The organism is Streptomyces sp. NPDC002446 (genome assembly GCF_053595675.1).
Window position 1 is genome coordinate 26,981 of the sequence record NZ_JBSFYC010000038.1, and the last position, 22,098, is coordinate 49,078.

Consider the following 22,098-nt stretch of genomic DNA (forward strand, 5'->3'; position numbering starts at 1 on the left):
GGTGGCACACCACGGTGCCGGTTCGGAACGGCCCGGCCACATGCCCGGCGGCGAGGACCGCTGGGCGCTGGTCGCCGTGGCGGGCGTGCTGGCGTTCATGGCGATGCTCGACATGAACATCGTCAATGTGGCCCTGGCGGACATCGCCGACGGTCTGCACATGCCCGCCGCCCTCGCCCAGTGGGCGGTGCTCGGCTACCAACTGCCCGTCGTGGCCCTGCTGTTGCCCGTCGGCCGATGGCTCGACGGGGTGCGGCTGCGCCCCGCCGTGCTGATCGCGATCTGCGGCTTCGGCCTGTGCAGCGCCCTGTCCGCCGCTGCCCCCTGGGCGGCCTGGCTGATCTGCGCCCGCCTCGCGCAAGGCGCCTTCGCTGCGGTGCTGTTCGTGCTGATGCCGGTGCTCGCGATCCGGTCGGTGCGGCCGGCGATGCGCGGGCGGGCGATGAGCGTGCCCGCGACGCTGGGCCCGCTGGGCGCGGTGACCGGACCGGCCGTCGGCGGCCTGCTGCTGGACCACCTGGGCTGGCGGTGGGTCTTCCTGGTCAAGATCCCCTTCTGTGTGGTCGCCCTGGTCGTCGCGTGGAAAGCCATGCCGCGGGACGGCGGACGGCGCACGCCCGACCGCCGGTCCGTTGCCGACGCCCTGCTCGCGGCCACCGGCGTCGCGGCCCTGCTGCTGGCGATGACACTGGCCCCGGACGGCCCGGCCGCGCTGCTGCTGGCCCTGGCCGCCGTACCGCCGCTGTGGTGGTGGCTGCGCGGTCCCGGCGGGCGCCCGGTGGTCGGCGTGCTGCGGACGGCGGGCCTGTTCCGTCCCCACGGCGCGGTGCTGACCCTCGCGGCCGGCTTCGCCGCCATGCACTACATCGTCGCCCTGCACCTCCAGCGCGACGCCGGAGTCAGTGCCACCGCCACTGGGCTGACCGTGCTCGCCTTTCCCCTCGGCATGGGCCTGGCCGGGCCGCTCGGCGGGCGCCTCGCCGACAAGTGGGGCGCCCGGCCGGTCGCGGTCACCGGTGCCGCCGTCACCGCCGCCGGCCTGCTCCTGCTGGTCCCGCTGGGCGACGGCTGGTCACCGCCGGACGTGGCCTGGCGGATGGCGCTGGCCGGCATCGGCATGGGCCTGAACGGCGGCCCCGCCCAGGCCCTCGTCATGAGCGCCGCCCCACCGGACCGGACCGCGACCGTCGGCTCCACGATGCAGCTCGCCCGCAGTCTCGGCTTCACCCTCGGCCCCGCCCTCGCCACCGCCGTCCACGGACTGACCGGCCCCGAAGAGGGCGTACGGGCCGGGCTGGCGCTGGCCGCCACCGCCGCATGTCTGGCCGTACCCCTGCTCGCCCTGCACCGCACGCGGCCCGCCCCCGTGCCCGACAAGACCACCGACGCGGCGCCCGCCGCCCACAACTGACCAGGAGCCACTCCCATGTGCGGAATCACCGGCTGGGCCTCCTTCCACGGCGACGCCCGGACCCGGACCCCGGTCATCGAAGCCATGACCGCCACCCTCACCCCGCGCGGCCCGGACGCGGGCGGCGTCTGGCTCGGCGCACACGCCGCGATCGGCCACCGCCGCCTGGCCGTCATCGACCCGGCCGGCGGCGCGCAGCCGATGACCGACCGGCCCGACCGGCCGGCCCTCGTGCTCAGCTACAGCGGCGAGGTCTACAACCACCACGAGCTGCGGGCCGAACTCCGCGGCCGGGGACACACCTTCCGCACCCGCAGCGACACCGAGGTGGTCCTGCGCGCCTACGCCGAGTGGGGCGAGGAAGTAGCCGACCACCTCCAGGGCATGTTCGCCTTCGCCGTCTGGGACGAGCGCGCACAGCGGCTGCTCCTGATACGCGACCGCCTCGGCGTCAAACCGCTGTTCTGGGCCGCCGTGGACGGCGGCCTGGCCTTCGCCTCCGAGCCCAAGGCCCTGTTCGCCCACCCGGAGATACGGCCCCGGGTGGACGCCGACGGGCTGCGGGAGGCGTACAGCCTGCTGTTCAACACGGGGCCCACGGTGTGGTCCGGCGTCCGCGAGGTCGCGCCGGGCGGCCTCCTCGTCCTGGACCGGGACGGCATCCGGGAACGCCGCTACTGGCAACTGGAGGCCGTGGCCCACCAAGACGACCGGGACACCACCGTCGAACGGATCCGGGACCTCGTGGACACCGCGGCCCGCAGCCAGCTGGAAGCCGACGTCCCGCTGTGCAGCCTGCTCTCCGGCGGCCTCGACTCCACCGTCCTGACCGCCCTGCTCGCCGACGAACTCCGCCTGCGCGAGGGCCCCGACGCCCGCATCCGCTCCTACGCCGTCGACTACAGCGACCAGGCGGCGCGCTTCAAGGGCGACGTCCTGCGCACCGGGCACGACACGCCCTACGCCATCGAAGCCGGCGCGTACATCGGCACCGACCACAGCACGGTCGTCCTCGATCCGCGCTCCCTGCTCGACCCCGAGCACCGCAAGGCCGTCGTCGTGGCCCGCGACTCGCCGATCGGCGTCGGCGACATGGACACCTCGCTGTACCTGCTGTTCGGCGAGGTCCGCCGGCACTCCACCGTGGCCCTCTCCGGCGAGGCGGCGGACGAGGTGTTCGGCGGCTACCCCTGGTTCCACAACCCGAAGGCGCTGGCCGCGTCGACGTTCCCGTGGCTGCTGGTGACGGGCGACGAGGCAGCGATGCCCCTGAACCCCGAACTCGACCTGCGCATCGGCGAGTTCCGCGACGACACCTACGCCGACGCGCTGGCCGCCGTACCGCACCTCGACGGCGAAACCCCCGCCGAACACCGGCAACGCGAGATGCAGCACCTGTCCCTGACCCGCTGGCTGCGCCAACTCCTGCACCGCAAGGACCGGTTGAGCATGGCCCAGGGCCTGGAGGTCCGCGTCCCCTACTGCGACCACCGCCTCGTCGAGTACGCCTTCGCCGCACCCTGGGCCCTGAAGAGCTTCGACGGCCGGGAGAAGAGCCTGCTGCGCGCCGCCGGCACCGGACTCGCGCCCGAATCCGTGCTGCACCGGCCCAAGAACCACTACCCGGCCACCCACCACCCCGACTACAACCGCGGCCTGCAGGACCTGGCCCGCGACGCCCTGTCCACCGATCAGGTCCGTGCCCTGGCCGACGAGACCCGCATCAAGCCCTGCCTCGACACCCCGCCCGAGCGACTGGAGTGGGGCCACCGGCTACGGCTGGAACGCGTCGTCGACCTCGCCCTGTGGCTGGACCACCACCAGCCCGAACTCGCCCTCTGAGGAGCCCCGTTCATGACCCTCCAGGAACCCGAGACGGCCACCGGGGCGCTGCCCGAGCCCGTGCCGCTCATGGGCTGCCCGTACAAGGCCGACCCCTACCCCCTCTACGAGCGGATGCGCGAGGCCGGACCGGTCCACCGCGTGCTCTTCCCCAGCGGCGTACGGGCCTGGCTCGTCACCGGATACGAAGCCGCCCACGCGGCCCTCAACGACGACCGACTCGGCAAGAACCACGAGCGCGGCAACGACAGCTGGCGCGCCCGCGCCTCGATCATGCCCGAGCCGCAGCACTCCCAGCTCCAGGTCCACCTCCTCCACCAGGACCCGCCCCGGCACACCCGTATGCGGCGCCTGGTCACCGACGCGTTCACCCCCCGCCGCATCGAGGACCTGCGCCCCCGCTTCCAGGAACTGGCCGACAGCCTCATCGACGCACTGCCCGAATCCGGCCCCGCAGACCTCGTCACCGGCTTCGCCGCCCACTTCCCCTTCCAGGTCCTCGCCGAGGTCATCGGCCTCCCGCAGCAGCTGGCCGCCCGCTTCGACCGCGACTGGGGCAAGGTCGTCCAGCCCGTCGGCCCCACCGACCCCGGCCGACCGGCCTACGAGGCCCGGCTGCACGGCCTGCAGAGCTATATCGCCGACGTCGTCGCCCACAAGCGCGAACACGGGGACGACGACCTGCTCAGCCGCCTCGTCCAGGCCCGGGACCACGGCGAACTCACCCAGGAGGAGCTGGACTCCATGATCTTCCAGCTCCTCGTCGCCGGCCAGGAACCGGTCACCAACCAGATCACCACCGCGCTGATCGCGCTCTTCCGCCACCCCGACCAGCTCGCCCGTCTGCGCGACGAACCCGCCCTGCTGCCCCGCGCGGTCGAGGAACTCCTCCGCTACGACAGCGCCTTCGAGCTGACCACCTGGCGCTTCTTCGACCGGGACAGTGATCTGCACGGCACCGAGGTCCCGGCCGGCGACTCCGTGATCGTCTCCCTGTGCGCCGCCAACCGCGACCCGCGCCGCTTCCCCGACCCCGACACCCTCGACCTCGACCGCAGCCCCAACCCCCATCTCGCCTTCGGCCACGGCATCCACTTCTGCCCCGGTGCCGCCCTCGCCCGCAGCGAGCTCCAGATCGCCCTCGGCTCCCTGCTCACCCGGCTCCCCGGCCTCCACCTCGCCATCAGGGACCAGGACATCGAGTGGATCCCGGCCGTCCTCGGCCGCGGCACCGCCCACCTGCCCGTCGGCTACGACCGGCGCCTCTGACAGGCCGGCGCACCGGCGCCGACTCCCGGCCAGGCGCAGAGGCCCCGTAGGAAGAGGCGGGCGCCGGGGCCGGGGGTCAGCCCGCTACGGCGCCTTCCGCGCGGGACAGGGCGACGTCGAGGACGAGCAGCAGGGCGTCCCGGACCGAGCCCGTCCTGCGCGCGTCGAAGACGATCAGCGGTACGTGGTCGGAGACGTCCAGCGCCCACCGCACCTCGTCGAGGCTGTGCTGGACCTCGCCGTCGAAGGCGTTGACGGCGACGGCGAACGGAATGTCCTTGTGCTCGAAGTAGTCCACGGCGGCGTAGCAGTCGTCCAGGCGGCGGGTGTCCACGATCACCAGACCGCCGAGAGCGCCCTCGACCACGTCGTCCCACATGAACCCGAACCGGTCCTGGCCCGGCGTGCCGAACAGGTAGAGCTTCAGCGTCGGGTCGATGGTGATGCAGCCGAAGTCCATGGCGACCGTGGTGGTGGTCTTGCCGGGGGTGTGGGAGAGATCGTCCACGCCCGCCGCGACCTCGGTGATGGCGGCCTCCGTGGTCAGCGGCCGGATCTCGGAGATCGCGCCCACGGCCGTGGTCTTGCCGACGCCGAAGCCGCCGGCGATGACCAGCTTGACCGGCAGCGGAGGCTGTTCAACCGCTGGCGCGGAGTGTGTCCCGTGAGTCGGGGACGGCACGGAGACCATCAATAACCCTTCGCAGTACGGAGATGTCCTGGGTTGTCCTGGCGTTCGGGACGTGGACCGCCAGATGTCCGGCGGCGCGCAGGTCCTCCGCCAGCACCCGGACCACGTTGAGGTGGAGGCGCAGCCGGGCGGCCAGTTCCGCCACCGACTGCGGTCTGCGGCAGGCGGCGACGATGTCGTGTTGTTCGAAGGCGAGCGAGTCCAGTACGGAGAGCCCGGACGACGTCGCCACGACCTGGGTCTCCACCGGGAGCGGCGGGCCGGCCCCGCCCCCCGCCACCCTGCCGGCGGTCAGGAGGAAGGGCCGGATCGCGGGAGCGCGGCCGGCCGGCTCCGACGGACCCGGGCCGCTGCCCTCCCCCGAGCTCTCGGCTCCTCGCGAAAAGGGGGGACCCCCACCCTCGTTCGGCCCTGGTTCACCGGCGGCCATCATGATCCTCTTCTCGGCGGCTGCACCCCTGCCTCCGCGGTGTGGGACGGGTCAGCGGGCCGGTGCGGCGCCGGCGCTGTTCTTGAGCTCCAGCACCAGCTGGGGGGTGAGCGCGCTCCCGGCACGGTTGGCGAAGAGGGTCATCTCGTAGGCGATGTTGCCGAGCTTCGCCTCCTTCGAGGCCACCACGCCGAGGACGGCACCGCAGCCGATGGCCGAAACCAGCACATGGCCGCCCTCCAGGTCGATGATGACCTTGTTGAGGCCGCCGAGGCCGTAGTTGCCGGACGCACCGGCGGCCAGACTCGTGACGCCCGACACGATCGCTGCGAGCCGCTCGGAGTCGGCCTGTTCGCGCAGTCGGGAGACGGCGATCAGCAGGCCGTCGGAGGACACCGCGATGGCGTCGACGACACCGGCCGTCTGGGTGGCGAACCGGTCGAGCAGCCAGGTGAAGTCGGCGGCCGCGGCTGTCAGATCGGTGGGTTCCGCTTGCTCGGAACTGCTCTTACCTGTCGGCGTCGTCACTGCCCGACTCCTTCCGGGGTTGCTGGTGTGGCGAGGGCGCCGCATCCCGCGGGGCGGACGCACTCTCTTGCTCCGCCCTGCGGACGGCGGCCTCGAATTCGTCGAGTTCCGAGCGGACGGCGTCGGCGTCGACGGGCCGGCGCACGGCCTGGGTCTCCCGGTCGGCCGTCGGGGCAGTCATATCGAGCGTCGCACCCCGTACCCGCCGTCGCAGTGGCCGGCCGGGCTGTGCGGGGCGCGGCTCGGCCGCGGGGGCGGGCTGCTCCGCGTCCGCGCGCTGCGGAAGGCGGCGCGGGAGCTCGCCCTGCGGCGCGGGGGCGGCCGGCTGCCGTTCGGGGGCGGCGGCGGGGTGCCGCACCGGCAGGGGAGTGGCGGCAGCCGGCGGGTACTCGGGCGTGGTGGTCTCCCGCTCGGGCGTCGCCGGACGCTCCGGCGCGGCCTCGTCCACGGGCAGTACGTCCACGGGCCGTACGTCCAGGGGCACGTCCGCGGCCGGGGACGGTGCGGCGGCGGGGTGCACGGCCAGCAGCAGCGCGGAGGGGAGCCAGACGCTGCCGGTGACCCCGCCGCCCGGCGTACGGCTGAGGCTGACGCGGATGCCCGAGCGCCGGGCGAGGCTGCCGACCACGAACAGGCCGAGGACCTTGGTCGGTACGAGGTCGAGCCGTTCCCGCCGGACCAGCCGGGAGTTCTCCTCGTCGAGGCGCTCTGCGCTCATACCGAGTCCGTGGTCGATGACCTCGATCAGGGCACCGCCGTCCGAGGTGACGTCGGTGCCGGGCCGGACGACCACCTCGACGGGCGTGTCGGACGGGGAGAACGAGACCGCGTTCTCCAGCAGTTCGGCGAGCATCAGGGTCAGATCGTCGACGACGTCGGGCGCGACGGTGACCTCCGTCTCGGAGCGCAGGGACACCCGCTGGTATCCCTCGATCTGCCCGAGCCCCGCGCGGATGACGTTGACCAGGGAGGTCGGCCGGGCCTCCACCTCGGGGTCCCGGATGCCGGCGAGCAGCATCAGGCTGTCGGCGTTGCGCTGCAGGCGTACGGCGATGTGGTCGATGCGGTACATCCGCTCCAGGACGTCGGGGTCGGTCTCCTCGCGCTCCACGGCATCGATCAGCATCAGCTGGCGTGAGGTGAGGTTGCTGACGCGGCGGCCGACGTTGCCGAACATCTCGGCGACGTTGCGGCGGCTGAGGACCTGCCGCTCCAGCAGCGCCGCGGCGGTGATCTGCACCTGGTTGAACGCCTCGGCCAGGTGGCCGATCTCGTCGCGGACCGGGACGGGGATCGGCCGCGGCCGCAGCGGGGTGCGCTCCGCCGACTCGTCGTCCTCGACCCTGGCGAGTTCCTCGCCGGCCACGTCGACCACCTGCTGGGCGGCGCCGGTCAGGGCCGACAGGGGACGTGCGACCGAGCGCCGGACCAGCACCGAGAAGGTCAGCCAGGAGGCGAAGCCGAGCAGGGCGAGACCGAGCATCCCCAGCGCGTTGTGCAGTGCGCTCCGGGAGAGACCGTCGCCCCGGGCGGCGATCTGATCGATCAGCGACCGGGTGATGTCGAGGCGGGCCTCGGCCTGCCGGGTGCCGGCGGCGATCGCCTTGCGCAGCTGGTCCGGGGTCTGGCCCTGCAGCGAGTCCGGATCGATCTGGAGCTCCGCGAACTGGGCCTGGACGCCGTTCTGCTCGGCCGCTCGCTCGATCCCGTCCAGGCGCAGGACCTGGTCCGGGTCGGCGATCCTGCCGAAACGGTCCGTCTGCTCCTCGAAGACCTTGTGGGCGCCGACCGCACGGGTGTACTCGGTCAGTGCGTTGGCATCCAGGGTCTGGGCGGAGAACACCCCGCTCTCGAAGGCCGCGTGGGCGGCGTCGGCGCGCAGCACCGTGTCGAGAAGGTTGGTCACCGAGGACGACGAGGTGCCGACGAAGCGGTCGAGGCCGATGCCGTCGATCAGGTAGCCGACCGCGGCGGCGTACGCCGGATCGATGCTGGCGGCCGGAACCGAGCCCCGTTCGACCTTGTCGCGCAGCACGGCGAGGCCCCGGATGTACTGCAGGGCCCGCGCCTCCTGCTTCGGCAGGCCCGCCCCGAACGCGGACCGCACCGCGGCGACCTGCTCATCGGTGTCCTGCTGCGTCCGGCGGTAGTCGGCGGTCGACGGCAGGGTGGCGCCCGGCCGGGCCGCCTCCTGCTCCACGGACAGCAGGAGCGCCTGCCGGTGTTCCGCCTGTACGTCGTTGATCAGCCGCGTGACCTGCTCGCTGTCGCGCACCAGCTCCGCGGTCCGGCTGGCGTCCCGCGCCTTCTCCACCTGGGCGTTGACGCCGACGCCCAGCAGCACACCGACGACCGCGACGGGCGCGATCACCAGCACGTTGAGCTTCCGCCGGAACGGCCATCGGTCCAGGAGAGCGGCCGTCTGCCGACGGAATCGCCGCCTCGACGACGCACGCCGCGACGGGTCCGGTATGTGTGGTGGCGGGTCCTCTGTGTCCACAGACACCGGGCCTCCTTGCGACGTGCTCCTGAGCGGTGACCGAGCTGTTGTTGCCGACCGCCGACGACCGGGGATCGTGACGCATGCGAAGTTCGCACCGAAATGCGAGCGAAAAGATCGCGCCACAGGTCCAACCGGCGGTGAACACTACCGCGTGTGCACACGCAGGCAACACATGACCACCAACGGTCAAGCGGTATTCAATTCTTTGTCACGTTTGGCCTGTTAGCCCCTTGCGGTGCGCCATGTCGGCCGATGGGACGGTGTCCGCGGGGGAGCGGGGTGCGAACCGGCACTTCCTCGCCGGATCCGCCGCCGGCGCCGGCCGTACCTCCCGAGGGCGGATGCCCCGCGCGGCATCGCCACCCGTAACCTGTCTCCCCCCACCCCACCCGTATCCTCATCCTGCGCTGCGAGGAGACCCGTGCACCCCACCCGCAAGGCGGCCGTGACAGCCGCCGCACTCCTGGTCATGGCCACCGCCGGCTGCGAATCCGGCACCGGCACCACCGCATCCCCCAAGAGCTCCGCCAAGCCCGGATGCCCCACCGTCCTTGCCAGAGCCAAGCAAGCCGTCAAGAAGGCCGAGGAGGCCAACGCGCCCTGGAAGGGCCCCACCACCGGACCCAAGGCCATCCACGGCAAGACCGTCGTCTACATCGCCGAGACCCTGACCAACCCCGGCGTCGCCGGCGTCGCCAAGGGCGTCCAGGAAGCCGCCAAGATCGTCGGATGGCGCGCCCGCACCATCAACGGCCAGGGCACGCCCGACGGCATCCGAGCCGCCTTCAAGCAGGCCATCGGCCTCAAACCGGACGGCATCGTCATCGGCGGCTTCGACCCCAAAACCGCCGCAGAGAGCGTCAAAAAGGCCAATACGGCGGGAATTCCGCTGATCGGCTGGCACGCCACCGCCGCTCCCGGCCCCAGTGACGAGCCGAAACTCTTCAGCAACATCACCTCCCGGGTCGAGGACGTCGCGAAGATCAGCGCCGACTGGATCATCGCCCGGTCCAACGGCCGCGCGGGCGTCGTCCTGTTCACCGACGCCTCGATACCCTTCGCCAAGCACAAGTCCGACCTGATCAAGAAGCAGCTCGCCACCTGCTCCGACACCAAGCTGCTGAGCTACACCGACATCCCCATTCCCCAGGCCAGCAGCCGCTCCATCGGCGAAGTCCGCTCGCTGCTGTCCCGCTTCGGCCGCAAGTGGACCTACTCCGCCGCCATCAACGACCTGTACTTCCAGCACGCCGCCCCCGCCCTGCGCGCCGCGGGCAAGGACGGCGCCGGCGCCCCCTTCAACATCGGTGCCGGTGACGGCGACCCGTCGGCCTTCCAGCGCGTCAACGGCAAGCAGTTCCAGGCCGCCACCGTCCCCGAGCCCCTCTCCGAACAGGGCTGGCAGATCATCGACGAGTTCAACCGCGCCTTCACCGGCGCCCCGGACAGCGGGTACGTCGCCCCCGTCCACATCGCCACCGCCGCCAACAGCGGCGGCGCACTGTCCTGGGACTCCGAGGGCTACCGCCAGGCATACCGCAAGATCTGGGGCAACTGACGCGCCCGCCCGGGTGGGAGGGACGGTGAGGGCGTCGGCTGCCCTCACCCAACAGGTCGCCGGCTGACGGCGGCGGCCGGCCCCGCTGCCCGAGCCCGGGCAGCGTCCGCGCCCCGGTGCCGCCACGCCCGGGAGCCACCTCGCCTCGTGCTTCTCGCCGTTGATCGACGTCCGCCGCGTTCCGGCACACGGAGTCGCTCTGTCAGTGGTCGCTGTCATGATGCGCGGGAACAACGACGGCACAGGAGCAGAGCATGGTGGAGCAGGCGGTACGACCCGTAGTCGAGGCGATCGTCGCAAAGGCACCGAGCGGCTGGACGCAGGCAGTGATGCACGCCCGCGCAGGCCGCGGCGGCACCTCGGTGACCGGCGGCTACACCCCGCGCCGGGACGGTGGGAACACCAGCGTGCCCAACCCCTACAGCGAACTCATGGCACTGGCGGAGACCCTGCGCACCGCCCACGGCTGGGAACCCGTCAGCCTGGAGCTCCGGTGCCGCCCGTCGGGCGAGTACCGGCTCGTCGCCTTCCACGACGCCCTGACCTGGGTGATCGGCACGGGCAGCGGCTTCCAAGTGGTCCTGGACCCCGACTACCGCCTGCCGCAGCCCGGCCTGCACCAAGAGCCCGGGACGGCCGCACCGGCGGGCGACCCCGAGCTGGCCGTGGCCCGCTTCCGCGCCTACCTCGAACGGCGCGCCGCGATCCTGGGACATCCCGAAGAACTGCCCCCGCCCGCCACCGCCGCCGCGCTCGACGAAGCCGAACACCGCCTGGGCCGCCGCCTCCCCGCCGACCTGCGAGCCCTCTACGAGATCGCCGACGGCGACGGTATCGGCTACGACCACCCCTACCTGTTCCAAGGCAACGCCTGGCTGCCGCTGGAGCGCCTCGTCGCCCAGCACACCGATCGGCACGCGGGCGAACGGCCCTGGTACGGCTGGGACCTGGAATGGGACGCCGTCGTCTTCGACACCACCCCCACCGACACCGTCCGCCGCTGCGGAAGCCACCCCGGCTGGCTGCGCTTCGCCACCGGCGAGGACGGCAACTTCCTCGCCGTCGACACGGCCCCGGCCCGGCACGGCCGCCCCGGCCAGGTCATCCACACCGGTCGCGACTACAACGAAGGACCCGTCTACGTCGCCGACTCGATCACCTCACTCCTCGGCCACTACCTGGAACTGCTGGACCAAGGCGCCTACGAGAAGCACGGCGACCACCTCTCGCTGCTCGAACCCGACTGCGACCCCGCCCCTCAGCAGATCATCGGCGACATCCCCGACGAGGTCCCGCCCACCCTCCAGGCCCTCCACATCAACGACGCCACCGGCCTCGTCGACCTCGCTCCGCTCACCGCCGCCCCCCGCCTCCGCCGACTGCACCTCAACCGCTCCACCACCGCCGACCTGACGCCGGTGCGCCAACTGCCCGTCGAATCCCTGCGTCTCACCCTCGACACCGGCGATCTGACCCCGCTCGCCGACCACCCCCACCTCACCTCCCTCGACCTGACCACCACCGTCCCGGCCGACCTCACCCCGCTGCGCACCATCCCCCACCTGCGCGGCCTCGACCTCTCCCAAGCCGCCATCCCCGACCCGACGGCCCTGTCCGACCTGACGGACCTCCGCTACCTCGCCCTCACCGGACGCCAGTGGACCACCCTGCTGAACGACGGCAAGGTGCCCTCCACCCTGATCGCGGCACGCCTGGCCGACACGGACGCCACCCTCGACGACGCCCTCGCCTGGGCAGCCCGCCTCGGCCTCACCACCGACACCGCCCTCCGCGTCACCGGCACCCTCAAGACCGCCAGCGGATGAAACGCGCCGCACGCTGGGCCCGGACGGTGCGTCAGGGCTTGTTCAGGTAGGCGAGGACGGCGAGGACGCGGCGGTTGTTGTTGTCGTCATCCGTGATGCCGAGTTTGCCGAACATGGAGGTGGTGTACTTGCTGATGGCGCTGTCGCTCAGAAAGAGCCGCTGGCCGATGGCCTGATTGGACAACCCTTCGGCCATGAGGCCGAGTACGGAGTGTTCGCGTTCGGTGAGCCGTTCAAGTCGTCGGTTCGAGGGCCCGGTGGAGAGCAATGTGGTGATGACGGCGGGGTCCATGGCGGTCCCGCCGCCGGCGACGCGTTCCAGGGCATCGATGAACTGATCGGCGTTGAAGACGCTTTCCTTGAGGAAGTAGCCGATGCCGCCGGCGCCGTCGGCCAACAGCTCGCGCGCATAGAGCTGTTCGACGTGCTGGGAGAGGACCAGGACCGGCAGTCCCGGAAGTTCGCGGCGGGCGGCAAGAGCCGCCCGCAGACCCTCGTCCGACTGGGGCGCGTGCGCATCCTCTCGATCGTCATGCCGCTCGCGATCATCACCGTCGACATGATCCCCGGCCTCTGCCCGGCGTGGTTCACCATGTTGTAGGCCATAAGCGCCCTCCCCCTCGCCGCAGCCGCCCTCCTCAGCAACGGCGCCAGACTGCGCGCCGCCTTCCCCAAGAGCTCCTAGGGGACGAACGCGAGCAGCAAACACCGCAATTCCTGCCCGCTTTCGGGCAGAAAAGTGGATGCGCTGCGACTCCCGACGTATCGTGATCGCCCATGATCGACATAGCCGGATTGTGGACTTTCTTCCTGATGGTGGGACTTCTCACCCTCACTCCCGGGCTGGACACCGCGCTCGTCCTGCGCACTGCCGCACTCGGGCACCGCCGTCGCGCCTGGGGCGTGGTCCTCGGCATCCAGAGCGGCACACTCGTCTGGGGCGTGCTCACCTCGCTCGGTGTCACCGCACTGCTGACCGCGTCTCACCTCGCATACGAGACACTCCGCTGGGCCGGGGCCGCGTACCTGGTGTGGATGGGTGGCAGGCTGCTGTGGGCCACCTGGCGCCGCTCGGCGGACGAGAGCCCGCAAGCCACCGCGAGCGAGGCCCGCACCAGGCCCGCGTCCAAGCCCGAGTCCAGGGCCGCGTCCAAGCCCGAGTCCAAGGCCGGGGCCAAGACCGAGCCCAAGACCGGGACAGCCGCCGGCGACACCCTGCTCGGCGGCTGGCGACAAGGATTGGCGACCAACCTCCTCAACCCGAAGATGGGCGCCTTCTACGTCGCGGTGCTCCCGCAGTTCATCCCCGCCCACGCCTCGCACCTCGCCGCGGGCGTGCTCCTGGCCGGAGTGCACATCCTGCTGGCCGTCATCTGGGCCTGCGCACTGATCACCCTCGCGCATGTGCTCCGAGACCGCCTGCAACGGCCCTCGGTACGCCGCCATCTCGACCGCATCACCGGTACGGTCATCGCCGCCTTCGGCCTCCGGCTCGCGCTCGGGGAGTGAAACGCGCAGTGCGAAGTGGACCAACTCACCCCATGTGAAAGGACACGACACACCCATGAGCCCGCTCCCCACCGGCACGGACGCCGTGGTCTTCGACTGCGACGGCCTGCTGGTCAACACCGAAGTCTGCTGGACCGTCGCGGAAACGGCCATCTTCGCCGCGCACGGCCACTCCTTCGGCCCCGAACAGAAAGCGCTGGTCATCGGCCGTACCGTGGAAGCCGCGGGAGAGGCCATGGCGGACTACTTCGGGCGGCCCGGCGCCGGTGCCGAAATCGCCGCCGAACTCCTCGACAGAGTCCGCACGGAGCTGGCCCGGGGCGCCGCCGCCCTCCCCGGGGCGGCGGAGCTGATACGCGCCTGCCGGGCCGCCGTACCCATAGCCGTCGCCAGCAACAGCCCCCGGGAACTACTGGACACGGCACTGGGATCGGCCGGTCTCGCCGCGTACTTCACCCACTCGTTCGCCGCTGACGAGGTACGTTCCCCGAAGCCCGCGCCGGACCTCTACCTCACGGCATGCGAGGCACTCGGCGTGTCCCCGAAGCGCTCCGTGGCCTTCGAGGACTCGGCCACGGGCATCTCCTCGGCGCGTTCAGCCGGGCTGTACGTCGCGGTCGTACCGTCCCTTCCGGGCGCCGGCCTCGACCACGACTGGCTGGGCACCAGCCTGGGCGACCCCGAACTGCTGGACTGGGCGGCAGGGCTGGCTACGCAGCAACCCCCTGCCCCCTGACCCGCCCCGGTCTCTCCGTCTCCACCCCAAGCTCAGCGGAACGCATCGGCGTGGTCGGCCACCCAGGTGCGGAACGGGCGGGGCGGGCGCCCCGTGATGCGTGCGAAGTCCGGGGAGGGGAGCTCGGGTTCGGTGACCTGCAGGGCCATGTTGGCGAGTACGGCGTCGACATGCGCGGGCGGCCAGGTGCGGAGCATCATCTGCCGGGTCTCTTCCGGCGGGGTCTCCTCGTAGCGCACCGGGCGGCCGATCACCGCGCCGATGGTCTCCGCCCGCTGCTGGTGCGTCAGCGCCTCGGTGCCCGTCAGGAAGTACGAGGCCCCGTCGTGGCCGTCGTCCAGGAGCGTACGGGTCACGGCCTCGGCCAGGTCGCGGTCGTCGATCAGGGGCCGGGCGGCCTGGGCGTACGGGCCGCGTACGACGCCTTCGGTGCGGATGGCCTCGGCCCAGCGCAGTGTCATATGGGCTGGCATACAAGGGCGCAGGGTCGTCCAGGGCACGCCTGCGCCGCGTACCCGCTCCTCCAGTGCGCGGTGGAACGCGGAGTGGGGAGCGTCGTGGGTGGTGGCGGGGGCGCCTTCGCGTAGGGCGTGCGTGGAGCTGAGCACGATGCGTCCGGCGTGCGCGGCCAGGGCCTGGACGACGGCGGGGACGTGGTGGGGAGCGGTGAAGTGGGCGGCCGCGCGGTCGTACGGCCACTGCAGGAAGGCGGCCCGCACCCCGCCGAGTTCCGCCAGGCGGGCGGCCAGCCCGTCGGGGTCGGTCACCTCGGCGGTCACCGGTTCGACGGAGGTGGGAAGGGCGTTGAGGATGCGCCGTGACAGCCCGCCTTCGAGGGCGTCCGGGAACAGCAGTATGTGGCGTTGAGTCATGATCAGAAACGCTAGGATCTGAACCTTGGTTGAGGCCAATCTCAGGATGTCGAACAAACGCTTCCTGGCCGGATCCGGGGGACGCGCTTGCCTCTCCACGGCTCCGCCCGGGATCGTTCCGCCATGAACGACGAACTCCCCGAGACCGAAGAGCTGCGGCAAGCGGTCCGCGTACTGGCCGACGCGTTAGAGACGATGCTGAACCTCCTCAAAGCCGACGCGGTTCCCCGGACTCCCGAAGCGATGAGCCTGATCAGACAGGCCATCACCAGCCTCGACGCATCGGGCGACCGGTTTGCGCATCCGGTGCCGGCCGCTGAACTGCTGCCACTGGCCGCCTCGATCAGCGCGATGACCGCCGCGGTGCGAGAGCAGATCCTTGACGACGCGGTAGCCGCCTCGCCCGTACCGGACCACCCACCGCTGTAACTGAGGCGCCCGCTGGGGTATGCCGCTGCCGCTGCCGCTGGTCAGGGCCTGCCGTGGACTGACGCGCAAGGGTCGCCGAAGCCGCCTCTGCCGATCTGCCGACTGGTTCGGATCAGTCGGCAGGGGCCGGGCGGTCGGAGGCGTCCCGGTACTGGTCCCGGACCTCGGGGCGTTGCCGGAAGCCGGCTGACTTGTAGGTGGCGACGGCGCCGACATGGGAGCTCGGGGTGCAGACGAGCGCGCTCGACGAACCCAGCTCCTGGAGTGCGGCCGCCGCGGCGACGGTGATCGCCTCGCCGTAGCCGTGACGGCGGTGTTCGCGGTGCACGCCCATCGGTTCCAGCACCCCGGGCCTACCTGGACCGGCCGACCACACCGTCACCGCCGCCACCGCCTCGCCCTGGTCGTCGTACGCGACCAGACACCGGGCGTCGGCGTACGGCAATCCGGCCGCCATCGCGTGCCAGCGCTCGCCTGTGAACCTCGACCCGTCGAACGCGGCCCGATGTACGGCGGCGAACACGTGCGCCTGCGCCGGCCCGACCACCTCGATCCGCATGCCTGGATCCTTCACCGGCTCGGTGAGGTCGCGGCGCAGCGGCGTCCACGGCTCGTCGGCGTGCCAGCCGTCCTCGAACAGCAGATCTTGGACCAGTGCACCCGTCGGCGCCTCGATGTTCACCCTCCCCTCGGGCAGTACGCCGCGCTCCGGCTCGGTCACGTCCTCAGCCAACTGCCACGCCAGCTCCTCGTCCCGCTGGGCGTCTGGCGCGATCGTCAGCCGCAACAGCCCGGGACCGTCCAGCAGCCCGACGGCGAGAATCCGTCCGTCCCGGCTCCACGTCCTGACCGCCGCGGCGGTCGCTTCCGCACCCCACCGCCAGAACCAGCCCAGATCCCCCGGATGCAGTTGCATCGGCGCACCGTCGTACTGCCACTCCCGCAGCACGCCCACAGCCTCGCCCAGCCCGTCGACTCCCGGCTTGCCCAACACAATCGCCATAGCCGCGATCACACACCACCGCACCACAGTCCGCACGCGGTTTCCGGCCGGCCGGCGCGGGCTGGCCGCCACGGGCGGCAACGCTCTACTCAGGCCGGTCCGGACGCAGTACCAGTTCGAGCAGCCCTGGGAAGCGGGCGTCGAATTCCGCCCGGCGGAGCCGGTTGACGCGCTTGGGGCCCTGGTCGCGCTGCTCGACGAGGCCCGCCCCGCGCAGTACGGCGAAGTGGTGGCTGAGAGCCGCCTTCCCGACGGGAACATCGAAGCTGCCGCAGGCCCGTGACCACTCGGGTGAGCCCGCAAGCTCCCGGACGAGGATGAGCCGTACGGGGTCGGCCAGGGCGGCGAGCGCGGTGAGGACGGGGACGTCATCGGGGTGGGTGTGCTCGGGTGCGGCCCGATGGCTGGTGGCGGTCACGTTGTCCTCCCGCGCGTAATCCGGCTTGCCGAGTGTTCGATGCACATCATACACTCGCGAGTGTTCGCTTTTCGTCGAACACACGGGAACAGTCGAGCCGAGTAGGCGGTGTGGCATGCGCGCGATCGAGTTTGTGGAGTACGGCGGTCCCGAGGTCCTGAAGGTGGTGGAGGCGGACGTCCCCGAACCCGCCCCCGGGCAGGTGAGCATCGATGTCGCGTACGCGGGGGTGAACTTCGCGGACCTGAAGGCGCGTGCAGAGGGCTACCGGGTGCCGGCCCTGCCCTACCGGCCCGGTCTGGAGGTCTCCGGGCGGGTACGGGCCGTCGGCGCGGGCGTGGCCGGCCTGTCCGTCGGCCAGGAGGTGACCGCCCTGACAGACGGCGGCGCCTACGCGGAGGTGGCCGTAGCGGAGGCGGCGACCGTCTTCCCGCTGCCACAGGGCGTCGATCTGCGCACCGCGGCGACCCTCCCGACGGTGCTGCCGACGGCGTACGCACTGGTGCACACGGTGGGCCGACTGCAGCCGGGCCAGACCGTCCTGGTCCAGGGCGCGGCTGGCGGAATCGGCACCGTCGTGGGCCAGTTGGCGAAGGCCGCGGGCGCGGGCGCGGTGTACGGCGTGGTGTCGTCGGCCGCCAAGGCCGAGTACGCCCGCGCGTACGGCTACGACGAGGTGTTCGTCGGCGACTTCGAGCAGGCCGTCCGGACGGCGACCGGGGAGCGCGGGGTCGACCTGGCCCTGGACCCGGTCGGCGGCGAGACGCTGAAGGCCTCACTGTCCTCCCTCGCGGCCTTCGGACGCCTCGTCTCCTTCGGCAACGCGAGCTCGGCCGAGCCGTGGAGCGTGGGGCAGCCGGAGCTGTACCCCACGGGTCTCTCCGTCGGCGGCTTCTCCATCCTGATGCTGGCCCGGACCGCTCCCGCCGCCCTGCGGGCGCTGGCCGAGCAGGCGTTCCTGAAGGTCGCCGACGGAACGGTCTCCCTGCCGGTCACCGCCGAGTTCGCCCTGTCGCAGGCGGCGGAGGCGCACCGGCTGATGGGTTCGCGGACGAGCACGGGGAAGCTGCTGCTGACGATGGCCGGCTAGGGCCGGCTGTTGCCGGTCGGGCGGCTCGCTAAATGCGTGGTGAGGAAGGGAACTTCGCCGGTAAGGTCCAGCCCGGTCCGGCCCGGCACGCGAGCTTCGTCAGGCTTGGCCAGGCGATTCGGCCCATCATGAGGCCCATCATGAGAGGAGCGTTCCGTGGAGGGATTCGATCCCAGGACGAGCTTCGGTTATGAGGTGTCCCAGCGGTACGACGACGAGCCACGCGGTGACGAGGCCGAGACCGTCGCGTTCCTGGCCAAGCTCGCAGGGCAGCAGAACGCCCTGGAACTCGCAGTGGGCACCGGCCGTATCGCCCTGCCTCTCATGCGGGCGGGGGTACGGGTGGACGGGATCGAGCTGTCGCAAGACATGGTCGATCGGATGCGCGAGAAGCCGGGTGGCGACCAAGTCGACGTGACCATGGGCGACATGTCCCGCGTCACCACCGGCCGTACCTATGGACTGGCCTACCTGGTCTTCAACACGATCGGCAACCTGCTCACCCAGGAAGACCAGGTCCGATGCTTCCAGAACGCCGCCAACCACCTCGCCGACGACGGCGTGTTCGTCGTCGAATGCCGCATCCCCACTGCGCCCTCACGCCCCGGCCATCAGTACCTCGACACCGAGCACGTCGGCATGGAGTACGTCGACCTCGATGCCGGCAAGTACGACCCGCTGACCCAGGTCCTCGACCTGAACCACATCCGCATCAGCAGCGGGGGCATCAGGCTCTCACCCATCAGGCTACGCCTGGCCCACCCGCCCGAGTTCGACCTCATGGCCCGCATCGCCGGACTCCGGCTACGCGAACGGTGGGGTGGGTGGAACGGCGAGCCGTACACCGCCGCCAGTTGGCGCCACATCAGCGTCTACGAACGCGCAGACCGCACCGCGTAGCCCACACAGACACCCAGCCGAACCGCCCCGCACCTGCCGGGGCCGGCCGCCGCTCCTATCGGGTGGGTTTCTTCCACGTCAGCGAATAGCGACGGAGCACGTGTCGGCGATAGCGCACACCGGGCAGCAGCCGTTGCGCCGTGGCTCGCACCTGCCCATAGCTCATCTGGGGATCGGCTTCCGGCATCCCCACCGGGCCTTGTGCGCGGCGAATCACCTTCGTGATCCGTACGGCCGGGGTAGCCGCGACGGCCACCGCCCGTTCCGCCAGCGTCGTCGAGCGGGCCAGGCCGATCACCACCAGCGCTCCGCCGGGACGCAGCGTCTCGCGCATGCGGGTGAGAGCCGCCTCGAAGTCCATGTGATGGACGGTGGCCACGGAGCAGATGAAGTCGTAGCCCCCGGCGGGGAGGGCGTCGGTGAGGAAGTCGCCCTCAGCGAAGGTGAGAGACGGGTAGCCGACGGCGAGTTCGCGGGCGCGGGCGATCATCTGCGGCGAGCTGTCGATGCCGGTGACGCGCTTCGCCGGCCCGGTCAGCTTCCGTGCCAGCAGCCCGTCCCCGCAGCCGACATCCAGTGCGTCGCCGCAACCTTCGGGGACGACGCGGAGGATGTCCGGGTGCCGGGCGACATTGGTGTTCCAGTAGGGCTTCAGGTCGGGCGGGCGCATCGGATCATCGTAGGCGGGGCGTGGCGTGGCGGGGCGGGGCTGACGACCGGGCGATGGGCCCGTTGCCCACCGCCGACGGCCCGTCGCCGGTCCCCCTGAGGTGCCGGGTGCCTCACCGGGCCCCGGCATGAGTATGCGCGCATTGAGGGGATGAGTATGTCCGCCGGTGTCCTGGGGCGTCCGGACCTGATGGGGTGGAACGCATGAATGAGGGCGACCTGCCGCGGCTCCCCGCTCCCCACGAGACTTGGTGGAGGGCGCCGCTCGTGACCTCCCTGCCCGGTCTGCCGCTCCTGGTCTGGGAGTACAGCCTTTTCCAGGCGGACGGCTACACGAGCGGTATCGAGGTGGTGATCTATTGGGCCATGGCCCTGTTCGTGATTGCTTGGATCCTTCCCCACCGCCGGTCCGTACGGGGCCTGCGCATGGCGGCCGCCGGCACCGCGCTCGGGTGCGCGGTACTTCCCTTGGTGTTTGCGGTGCTGCTGGGCGCGGCGATGGCCTCGGGCTGACGGGCTGACGGGCTGACGGCTGGCGGGCTGGCGGACGTGCGGGTGTCTCACGTAGTTCGGCTGCCTGCGGGAGGCCGACTACTTACATCGAATGAGTCATTGCCCCCAGGCGGCGTCGGCCATATGCCCTCTACTCTCCGGGGCATGAACTCCGGTGAGCAGACAGCAGGACGACCTCGGCGTGCGGGTACGGCTTCATTGGTGCTCGGCGCTGTCGCCGTAGCGCTGATCGGTTGGCCGTTCCTGCCGCTCCCGCCGTGGGTCCGCTATCCCCCCGTCTACGCCATCGTGCCCGTGGGGATCTGCGCGGTCGTCTCCGGGATAGGCGCCCTGCGAGACCTGCGAGGTGAGGAGAGAGCCGACCGCGGCCGGGCACGGGCTGGTACAGCGCTCGGCGCGGTGGCCATCGGGGTGCCGGTGGCTGTGCTGGTCTGGGTATCCGCGGCACTTTCTTCGACCTGAGGGTCGTCCCGTAACGGCTGATCTTGCGAATTCGCCGCTGCGGCAGCTCGCCCCGCTGTTCGACGTGTCGAAGTCGGCCGCTAACCCCGCATCACCGGCCGCCTCGGAGAATGCTCAATCGATACAGAACTCATTGCCCTCGATGTCCAGCATCGGGATGCACGAATCATTGCCGTCATACAGCGTTTGCACGTGTACCGCGCCGAGCGGGACCAGCCGCGCGCATTCGGCCTCAAGTGCGGCGAGGCGCTCTTTCCCTACGAGTCCGGTACCGACCCGCACATCAAGATGCACCCGGTTCTTGGCGGCCTTCCCTTCGGGGACGCGCTGGAAGTACAGTCGCGGGCCCACACCTGAGGGATCACTGCAGGCGAACCATGAATCCCGCTGCTCAGGTGGCTGCGAGCACTTGAAATCGTCCCAAGTGGCAAACCCATCCGGTGGCGGCGGTACGACGTACCCCAACACCTCGCACCAGAAACGAGCGAGGCGCTCAGGTTCCGCGCAGTCAAAGGTGACTTGGAACTTCTTGATCGCTGACATCGGCGCAACATACCAGGGGACTTCGCCTCCCACTGGTGGACCCAGAACCCAGGACCCAGAACACAGGACTCAGGACCCAGCCCTGACCAACCACCCTCATGCCAAAGATCAGTTACGGGCCTCGGCACCTCGTGTCATGTTCGGTCGGTCGCCCCACGCGGACCGGGCGATGATGTCGTACCAGTCCGGCAGCGCACTGGGCGGGAGATGGCGGCGCAGCAGCTGGCCGGGGAAGCTGAGCGGTGTGGCCTTGGCGGGGTTCGCCAGAGCCTGTTCCACGATCAGATCGGTCATGGCGTAGGCCAGATCGGCTCGAGGGAGCGTGGCGTGGACGCGCTCGGCGAACCCTGCCGGCAGACGCTCCTTGTCACGACCGAAGACGTCCGCGGAGATGCCCGCCTGAGTGAGGGCGACTTCCGGGCCCTTGCGGGAGGCGATGCCGTCCGACGTGTGCAGGGCGATCGCATCCCAGACCACCGTGACGCGCTCCTCGCCGGCCCCCTGGTCGCGTAGGAAGCGGGCGGCCAGGTCGGCGCCGTCGACCTCGAACCGCTGCCCGCCGTTTCCCTCCTCGCCCAACCCCAGGTCGTGCAGCACACAGCCGAGAAACACCAGCTCGTCGTCGTAGTCGGCGCCCGGCGTCAGGCCGCGCTCGTCGGCCAGCGCCCGGCCGAAGAGATAACTGCGCACGCTGTGCCGGTAGATGAAGTCCGGCACACGCTCCTCGGTGAAGCGCAGCGCACTGACCGCGAGCGCGGTGCGGGGCATCGTGAAATCGCTGAACGGGACGGGCAGGTCGAACGGGAGCGGCAGGTCGAACGGGTGCGGCAGATTGGACGGGAGCGGCAGATTGGACGGGAGGGACACAGGGACTCCTCACAGGAGCAGAAGGATGG

The 22,098-nt window shown here is 71.2% G+C and carries 22 protein-coding genes; 11 read left to right on the forward strand and 11 right to left on the reverse strand.

Annotation, left to right across the window (positions count from 1 at the left end):
* Nucleotide 1: 1 nt before the first annotated feature.
* From ACWD6P_RS21760 to ACWD6P_RS21770, 3 genes are read left to right on the forward strand one after another with little or no spacing between them, the layout of a single operon-like run.
* Nucleotides 2-1,411: an MFS transporter gene (locus tag ACWD6P_RS21760; protein ID WP_451445787.1), complete on the forward strand. Its 1,410-nt coding sequence runs from the start codon at nucleotides 2-4 to the stop codon at nucleotides 1,409-1,411.
* Between the two features lie 15 nt (nucleotides 1,412-1,426).
* Nucleotides 1,427-3,253 carry an asparagine synthase (glutamine-hydrolyzing) gene (gene asnB / locus ACWD6P_RS21765; RefSeq protein ID WP_451445788.1) on the forward strand — a complete coding sequence of 609 codons (1,827 nt, stop codon included), beginning with the start codon at nucleotides 1,427-1,429 and terminating at the stop codon, nucleotides 3,251-3,253.
* A gap of 12 nt (nucleotides 3,254-3,265) precedes the next feature.
* Nucleotides 3,266-4,522 carry a cytochrome P450 family protein gene (locus ACWD6P_RS21770; RefSeq protein WP_451445789.1) on the forward strand — a complete coding sequence of 419 codons (1,257 nt, stop codon included), beginning with the start codon at nucleotides 3,266-3,268 and terminating at the stop codon, nucleotides 4,520-4,522.
* Between the two features lie 76 nt (nucleotides 4,523-4,598).
* Here ACWD6P_RS21770 and ACWD6P_RS21775 read toward each other — a convergent pair whose 3' ends face one another.
* Genes ACWD6P_RS21775 through ACWD6P_RS21790 form a run of 4 tightly spaced genes read right to left on the reverse strand, consistent with a single transcriptional unit; the run spans nucleotide 4,599 to nucleotide 8,542 of the window.
* Nucleotides 4,599-5,213: a GTP-binding protein gene (locus ACWD6P_RS21775; protein WP_451445790.1), complete on the reverse strand. Its 615-nt coding sequence runs from the start codon at nucleotides 5,211-5,213 to the stop codon at nucleotides 4,599-4,601.
* A complete protein-coding gene (locus ACWD6P_RS21780; protein WP_451445791.1) occupies nucleotides 5,161-5,646 on the reverse strand; it encodes a DUF742 domain-containing protein in 486 nt (161 codons plus the stop codon). The genes ACWD6P_RS21775 and ACWD6P_RS21780 overlap by 53 nt, the downstream gene beginning before the upstream one ends.
* 48 nt (nucleotides 5,647-5,694) lie before the next feature.
* Nucleotides 5,695-6,171: a roadblock/LC7 domain-containing protein gene (locus ACWD6P_RS21785; RefSeq protein WP_451445792.1), complete on the reverse strand. Its 477-nt coding sequence runs from the start codon at nucleotides 6,169-6,171 to the stop codon at nucleotides 5,695-5,697.
* The gene (locus tag ACWD6P_RS21790) at nucleotides 6,152-8,542 is read right to left on the reverse strand and encodes an ATP-binding protein (protein WP_451445837.1); all 2,391 of its coding nucleotides are present in this window, start codon (nucleotides 8,540-8,542) and stop codon (nucleotides 6,152-6,154) included. Before ACWD6P_RS21790 ends, ACWD6P_RS21785 begins: the two co-directional genes overlap by 20 nt.
* Nucleotides 8,543-9,095: 553 nt before the next feature.
* Between ACWD6P_RS21790 and ACWD6P_RS21795 the strand changes: the two genes are divergently transcribed.
* Together ACWD6P_RS21795 and ACWD6P_RS21800 are read left to right on the forward strand one after the other, a co-directional pair.
* Complete coding sequence (locus ACWD6P_RS21795; RefSeq protein WP_451445793.1) at nucleotides 9,096-10,232, forward strand: substrate-binding domain-containing protein; 1,137 nt, start codon at nucleotides 9,096-9,098, stop codon at nucleotides 10,230-10,232.
* Between the two features lie 254 nt (nucleotides 10,233-10,486).
* Nucleotides 10,487-12,058, forward strand: a complete 1,572-nt coding sequence (locus tag ACWD6P_RS21800; protein WP_451445794.1) for an SMI1/KNR4 family protein — start codon at nucleotides 10,487-10,489, stop codon at nucleotides 12,056-12,058.
* Between the two features lie 31 nt (nucleotides 12,059-12,089).
* Here the strand turns inward: ACWD6P_RS21800 and ACWD6P_RS21805 are convergent, their stop codons facing one another.
* Complete coding sequence (locus ACWD6P_RS21805; RefSeq protein ID WP_451445795.1) at nucleotides 12,090-12,767, reverse strand: LuxR C-terminal-related transcriptional regulator; 678 nt, start codon at nucleotides 12,765-12,767, stop codon at nucleotides 12,090-12,092.
* 68 nt (nucleotides 12,768-12,835) lie between these two features.
* On the opposite strand from ACWD6P_RS21805, the gene ACWD6P_RS21810 reads away from it, so the two are divergent.
* A complete protein-coding gene (locus tag ACWD6P_RS21810) occupies nucleotides 12,836-13,567 on the forward strand; it encodes a LysE family translocator (protein WP_451445796.1) in 732 nt (243 codons plus the stop codon).
* Nucleotides 13,568-13,622: 55 nt separating this feature from the next.
* Entirely contained in the window at nucleotides 13,623-14,303 is a 681-nt protein-coding gene (locus tag ACWD6P_RS21815) for an HAD family hydrolase (RefSeq protein WP_451445797.1), read from the forward strand.
* A 32-nt stretch (nucleotides 14,304-14,335) separates the two neighbouring features.
* Here ACWD6P_RS21815 and ACWD6P_RS21820 read toward each other — a convergent pair whose 3' ends face one another.
* Nucleotides 14,336-15,175, reverse strand: a complete 840-nt coding sequence (locus tag ACWD6P_RS21820; protein ID WP_451445798.1) for an NAD(P)H-binding protein — start codon at nucleotides 15,173-15,175, stop codon at nucleotides 14,336-14,338.
* A gap of 123 nt (nucleotides 15,176-15,298) precedes the next feature.
* Here ACWD6P_RS21820 and ACWD6P_RS21825 point away from each other — a divergent pair, with 123 nt between their 5' ends.
* A complete protein-coding gene (locus tag ACWD6P_RS21825; protein ID WP_451445799.1) occupies nucleotides 15,299-15,604 on the forward strand; it encodes a hypothetical protein in 306 nt (101 codons plus the stop codon).
* 112 nt (nucleotides 15,605-15,716) lie between these two features.
* Here the strand turns inward: ACWD6P_RS21825 and ACWD6P_RS21830 are convergent, their stop codons facing one another.
* Together ACWD6P_RS21830 and ACWD6P_RS21835 are read right to left on the reverse strand one after the other, a co-directional pair.
* A complete protein-coding gene (locus ACWD6P_RS21830; protein ID WP_451445800.1) occupies nucleotides 15,717-16,607 on the reverse strand; it encodes a GNAT family N-acetyltransferase in 891 nt (296 codons plus the stop codon).
* An 85-nt stretch (nucleotides 16,608-16,692) separates the two neighbouring features.
* The gene (locus ACWD6P_RS21835) at nucleotides 16,693-17,025 is read right to left on the reverse strand and encodes an ArsR/SmtB family transcription factor (RefSeq protein ID WP_451445801.1); all 333 of its coding nucleotides are present in this window, start codon (nucleotides 17,023-17,025) and stop codon (nucleotides 16,693-16,695) included.
* Nucleotides 17,026-17,140: 115 nt separating this feature from the next.
* Here ACWD6P_RS21835 and ACWD6P_RS21840 point away from each other — a divergent pair, with 115 nt between their 5' ends.
* Both ACWD6P_RS21840 and ACWD6P_RS21845 read left to right on the forward strand, forming a co-directional pair.
* Nucleotides 17,141-18,115 carry a quinone oxidoreductase family protein gene (locus tag ACWD6P_RS21840; RefSeq protein WP_451445802.1) on the forward strand — a complete coding sequence of 325 codons (975 nt, stop codon included), beginning with the start codon at nucleotides 17,141-17,143 and terminating at the stop codon, nucleotides 18,113-18,115.
* A gap of 156 nt (nucleotides 18,116-18,271) precedes the next feature.
* A complete protein-coding gene (locus tag ACWD6P_RS21845) occupies nucleotides 18,272-19,015 on the forward strand; it encodes a class I SAM-dependent DNA methyltransferase (RefSeq protein ID WP_451445803.1) in 744 nt (247 codons plus the stop codon).
* Between the two features lie 55 nt (nucleotides 19,016-19,070).
* Here ACWD6P_RS21845 and ACWD6P_RS21850 read toward each other — a convergent pair whose 3' ends face one another.
* The gene (locus tag ACWD6P_RS21850) at nucleotides 19,071-19,685 is read right to left on the reverse strand and encodes a class I SAM-dependent methyltransferase (RefSeq protein ID WP_451445804.1); all 615 of its coding nucleotides are present in this window, start codon (nucleotides 19,683-19,685) and stop codon (nucleotides 19,071-19,073) included.
* A 266-nt stretch (nucleotides 19,686-19,951) separates the two neighbouring features.
* On the opposite strand from ACWD6P_RS21850, the gene ACWD6P_RS21855 reads away from it, so the two are divergent.
* The gene (locus ACWD6P_RS21855; protein ID WP_451445805.1) at nucleotides 19,952-20,197 is read left to right on the forward strand and encodes a hypothetical protein; all 246 of its coding nucleotides are present in this window, start codon (nucleotides 19,952-19,954) and stop codon (nucleotides 20,195-20,197) included.
* A 576-nt stretch (nucleotides 20,198-20,773) separates the two neighbouring features.
* Here the strand turns inward: ACWD6P_RS21855 and ACWD6P_RS21860 are convergent.
* Both ACWD6P_RS21860 and ACWD6P_RS21865 read right to left on the reverse strand, forming a co-directional pair.
* Nucleotides 20,774-21,202, reverse strand: a complete 429-nt coding sequence (locus ACWD6P_RS21860; protein ID WP_451445806.1) for a VOC family protein — start codon at nucleotides 21,200-21,202, stop codon at nucleotides 20,774-20,776.
* A 108-nt stretch (nucleotides 21,203-21,310) separates the two neighbouring features.
* On the reverse strand, nucleotides 21,311-22,069 hold the full coding sequence (locus ACWD6P_RS21865) for an HD domain-containing protein (RefSeq protein ID WP_451445807.1): 759 nt from the start codon (nucleotides 22,067-22,069) through the stop codon (nucleotides 21,311-21,313).
* Between the last annotated feature and the right edge of the window lie 29 nt (nucleotides 22,070-22,098).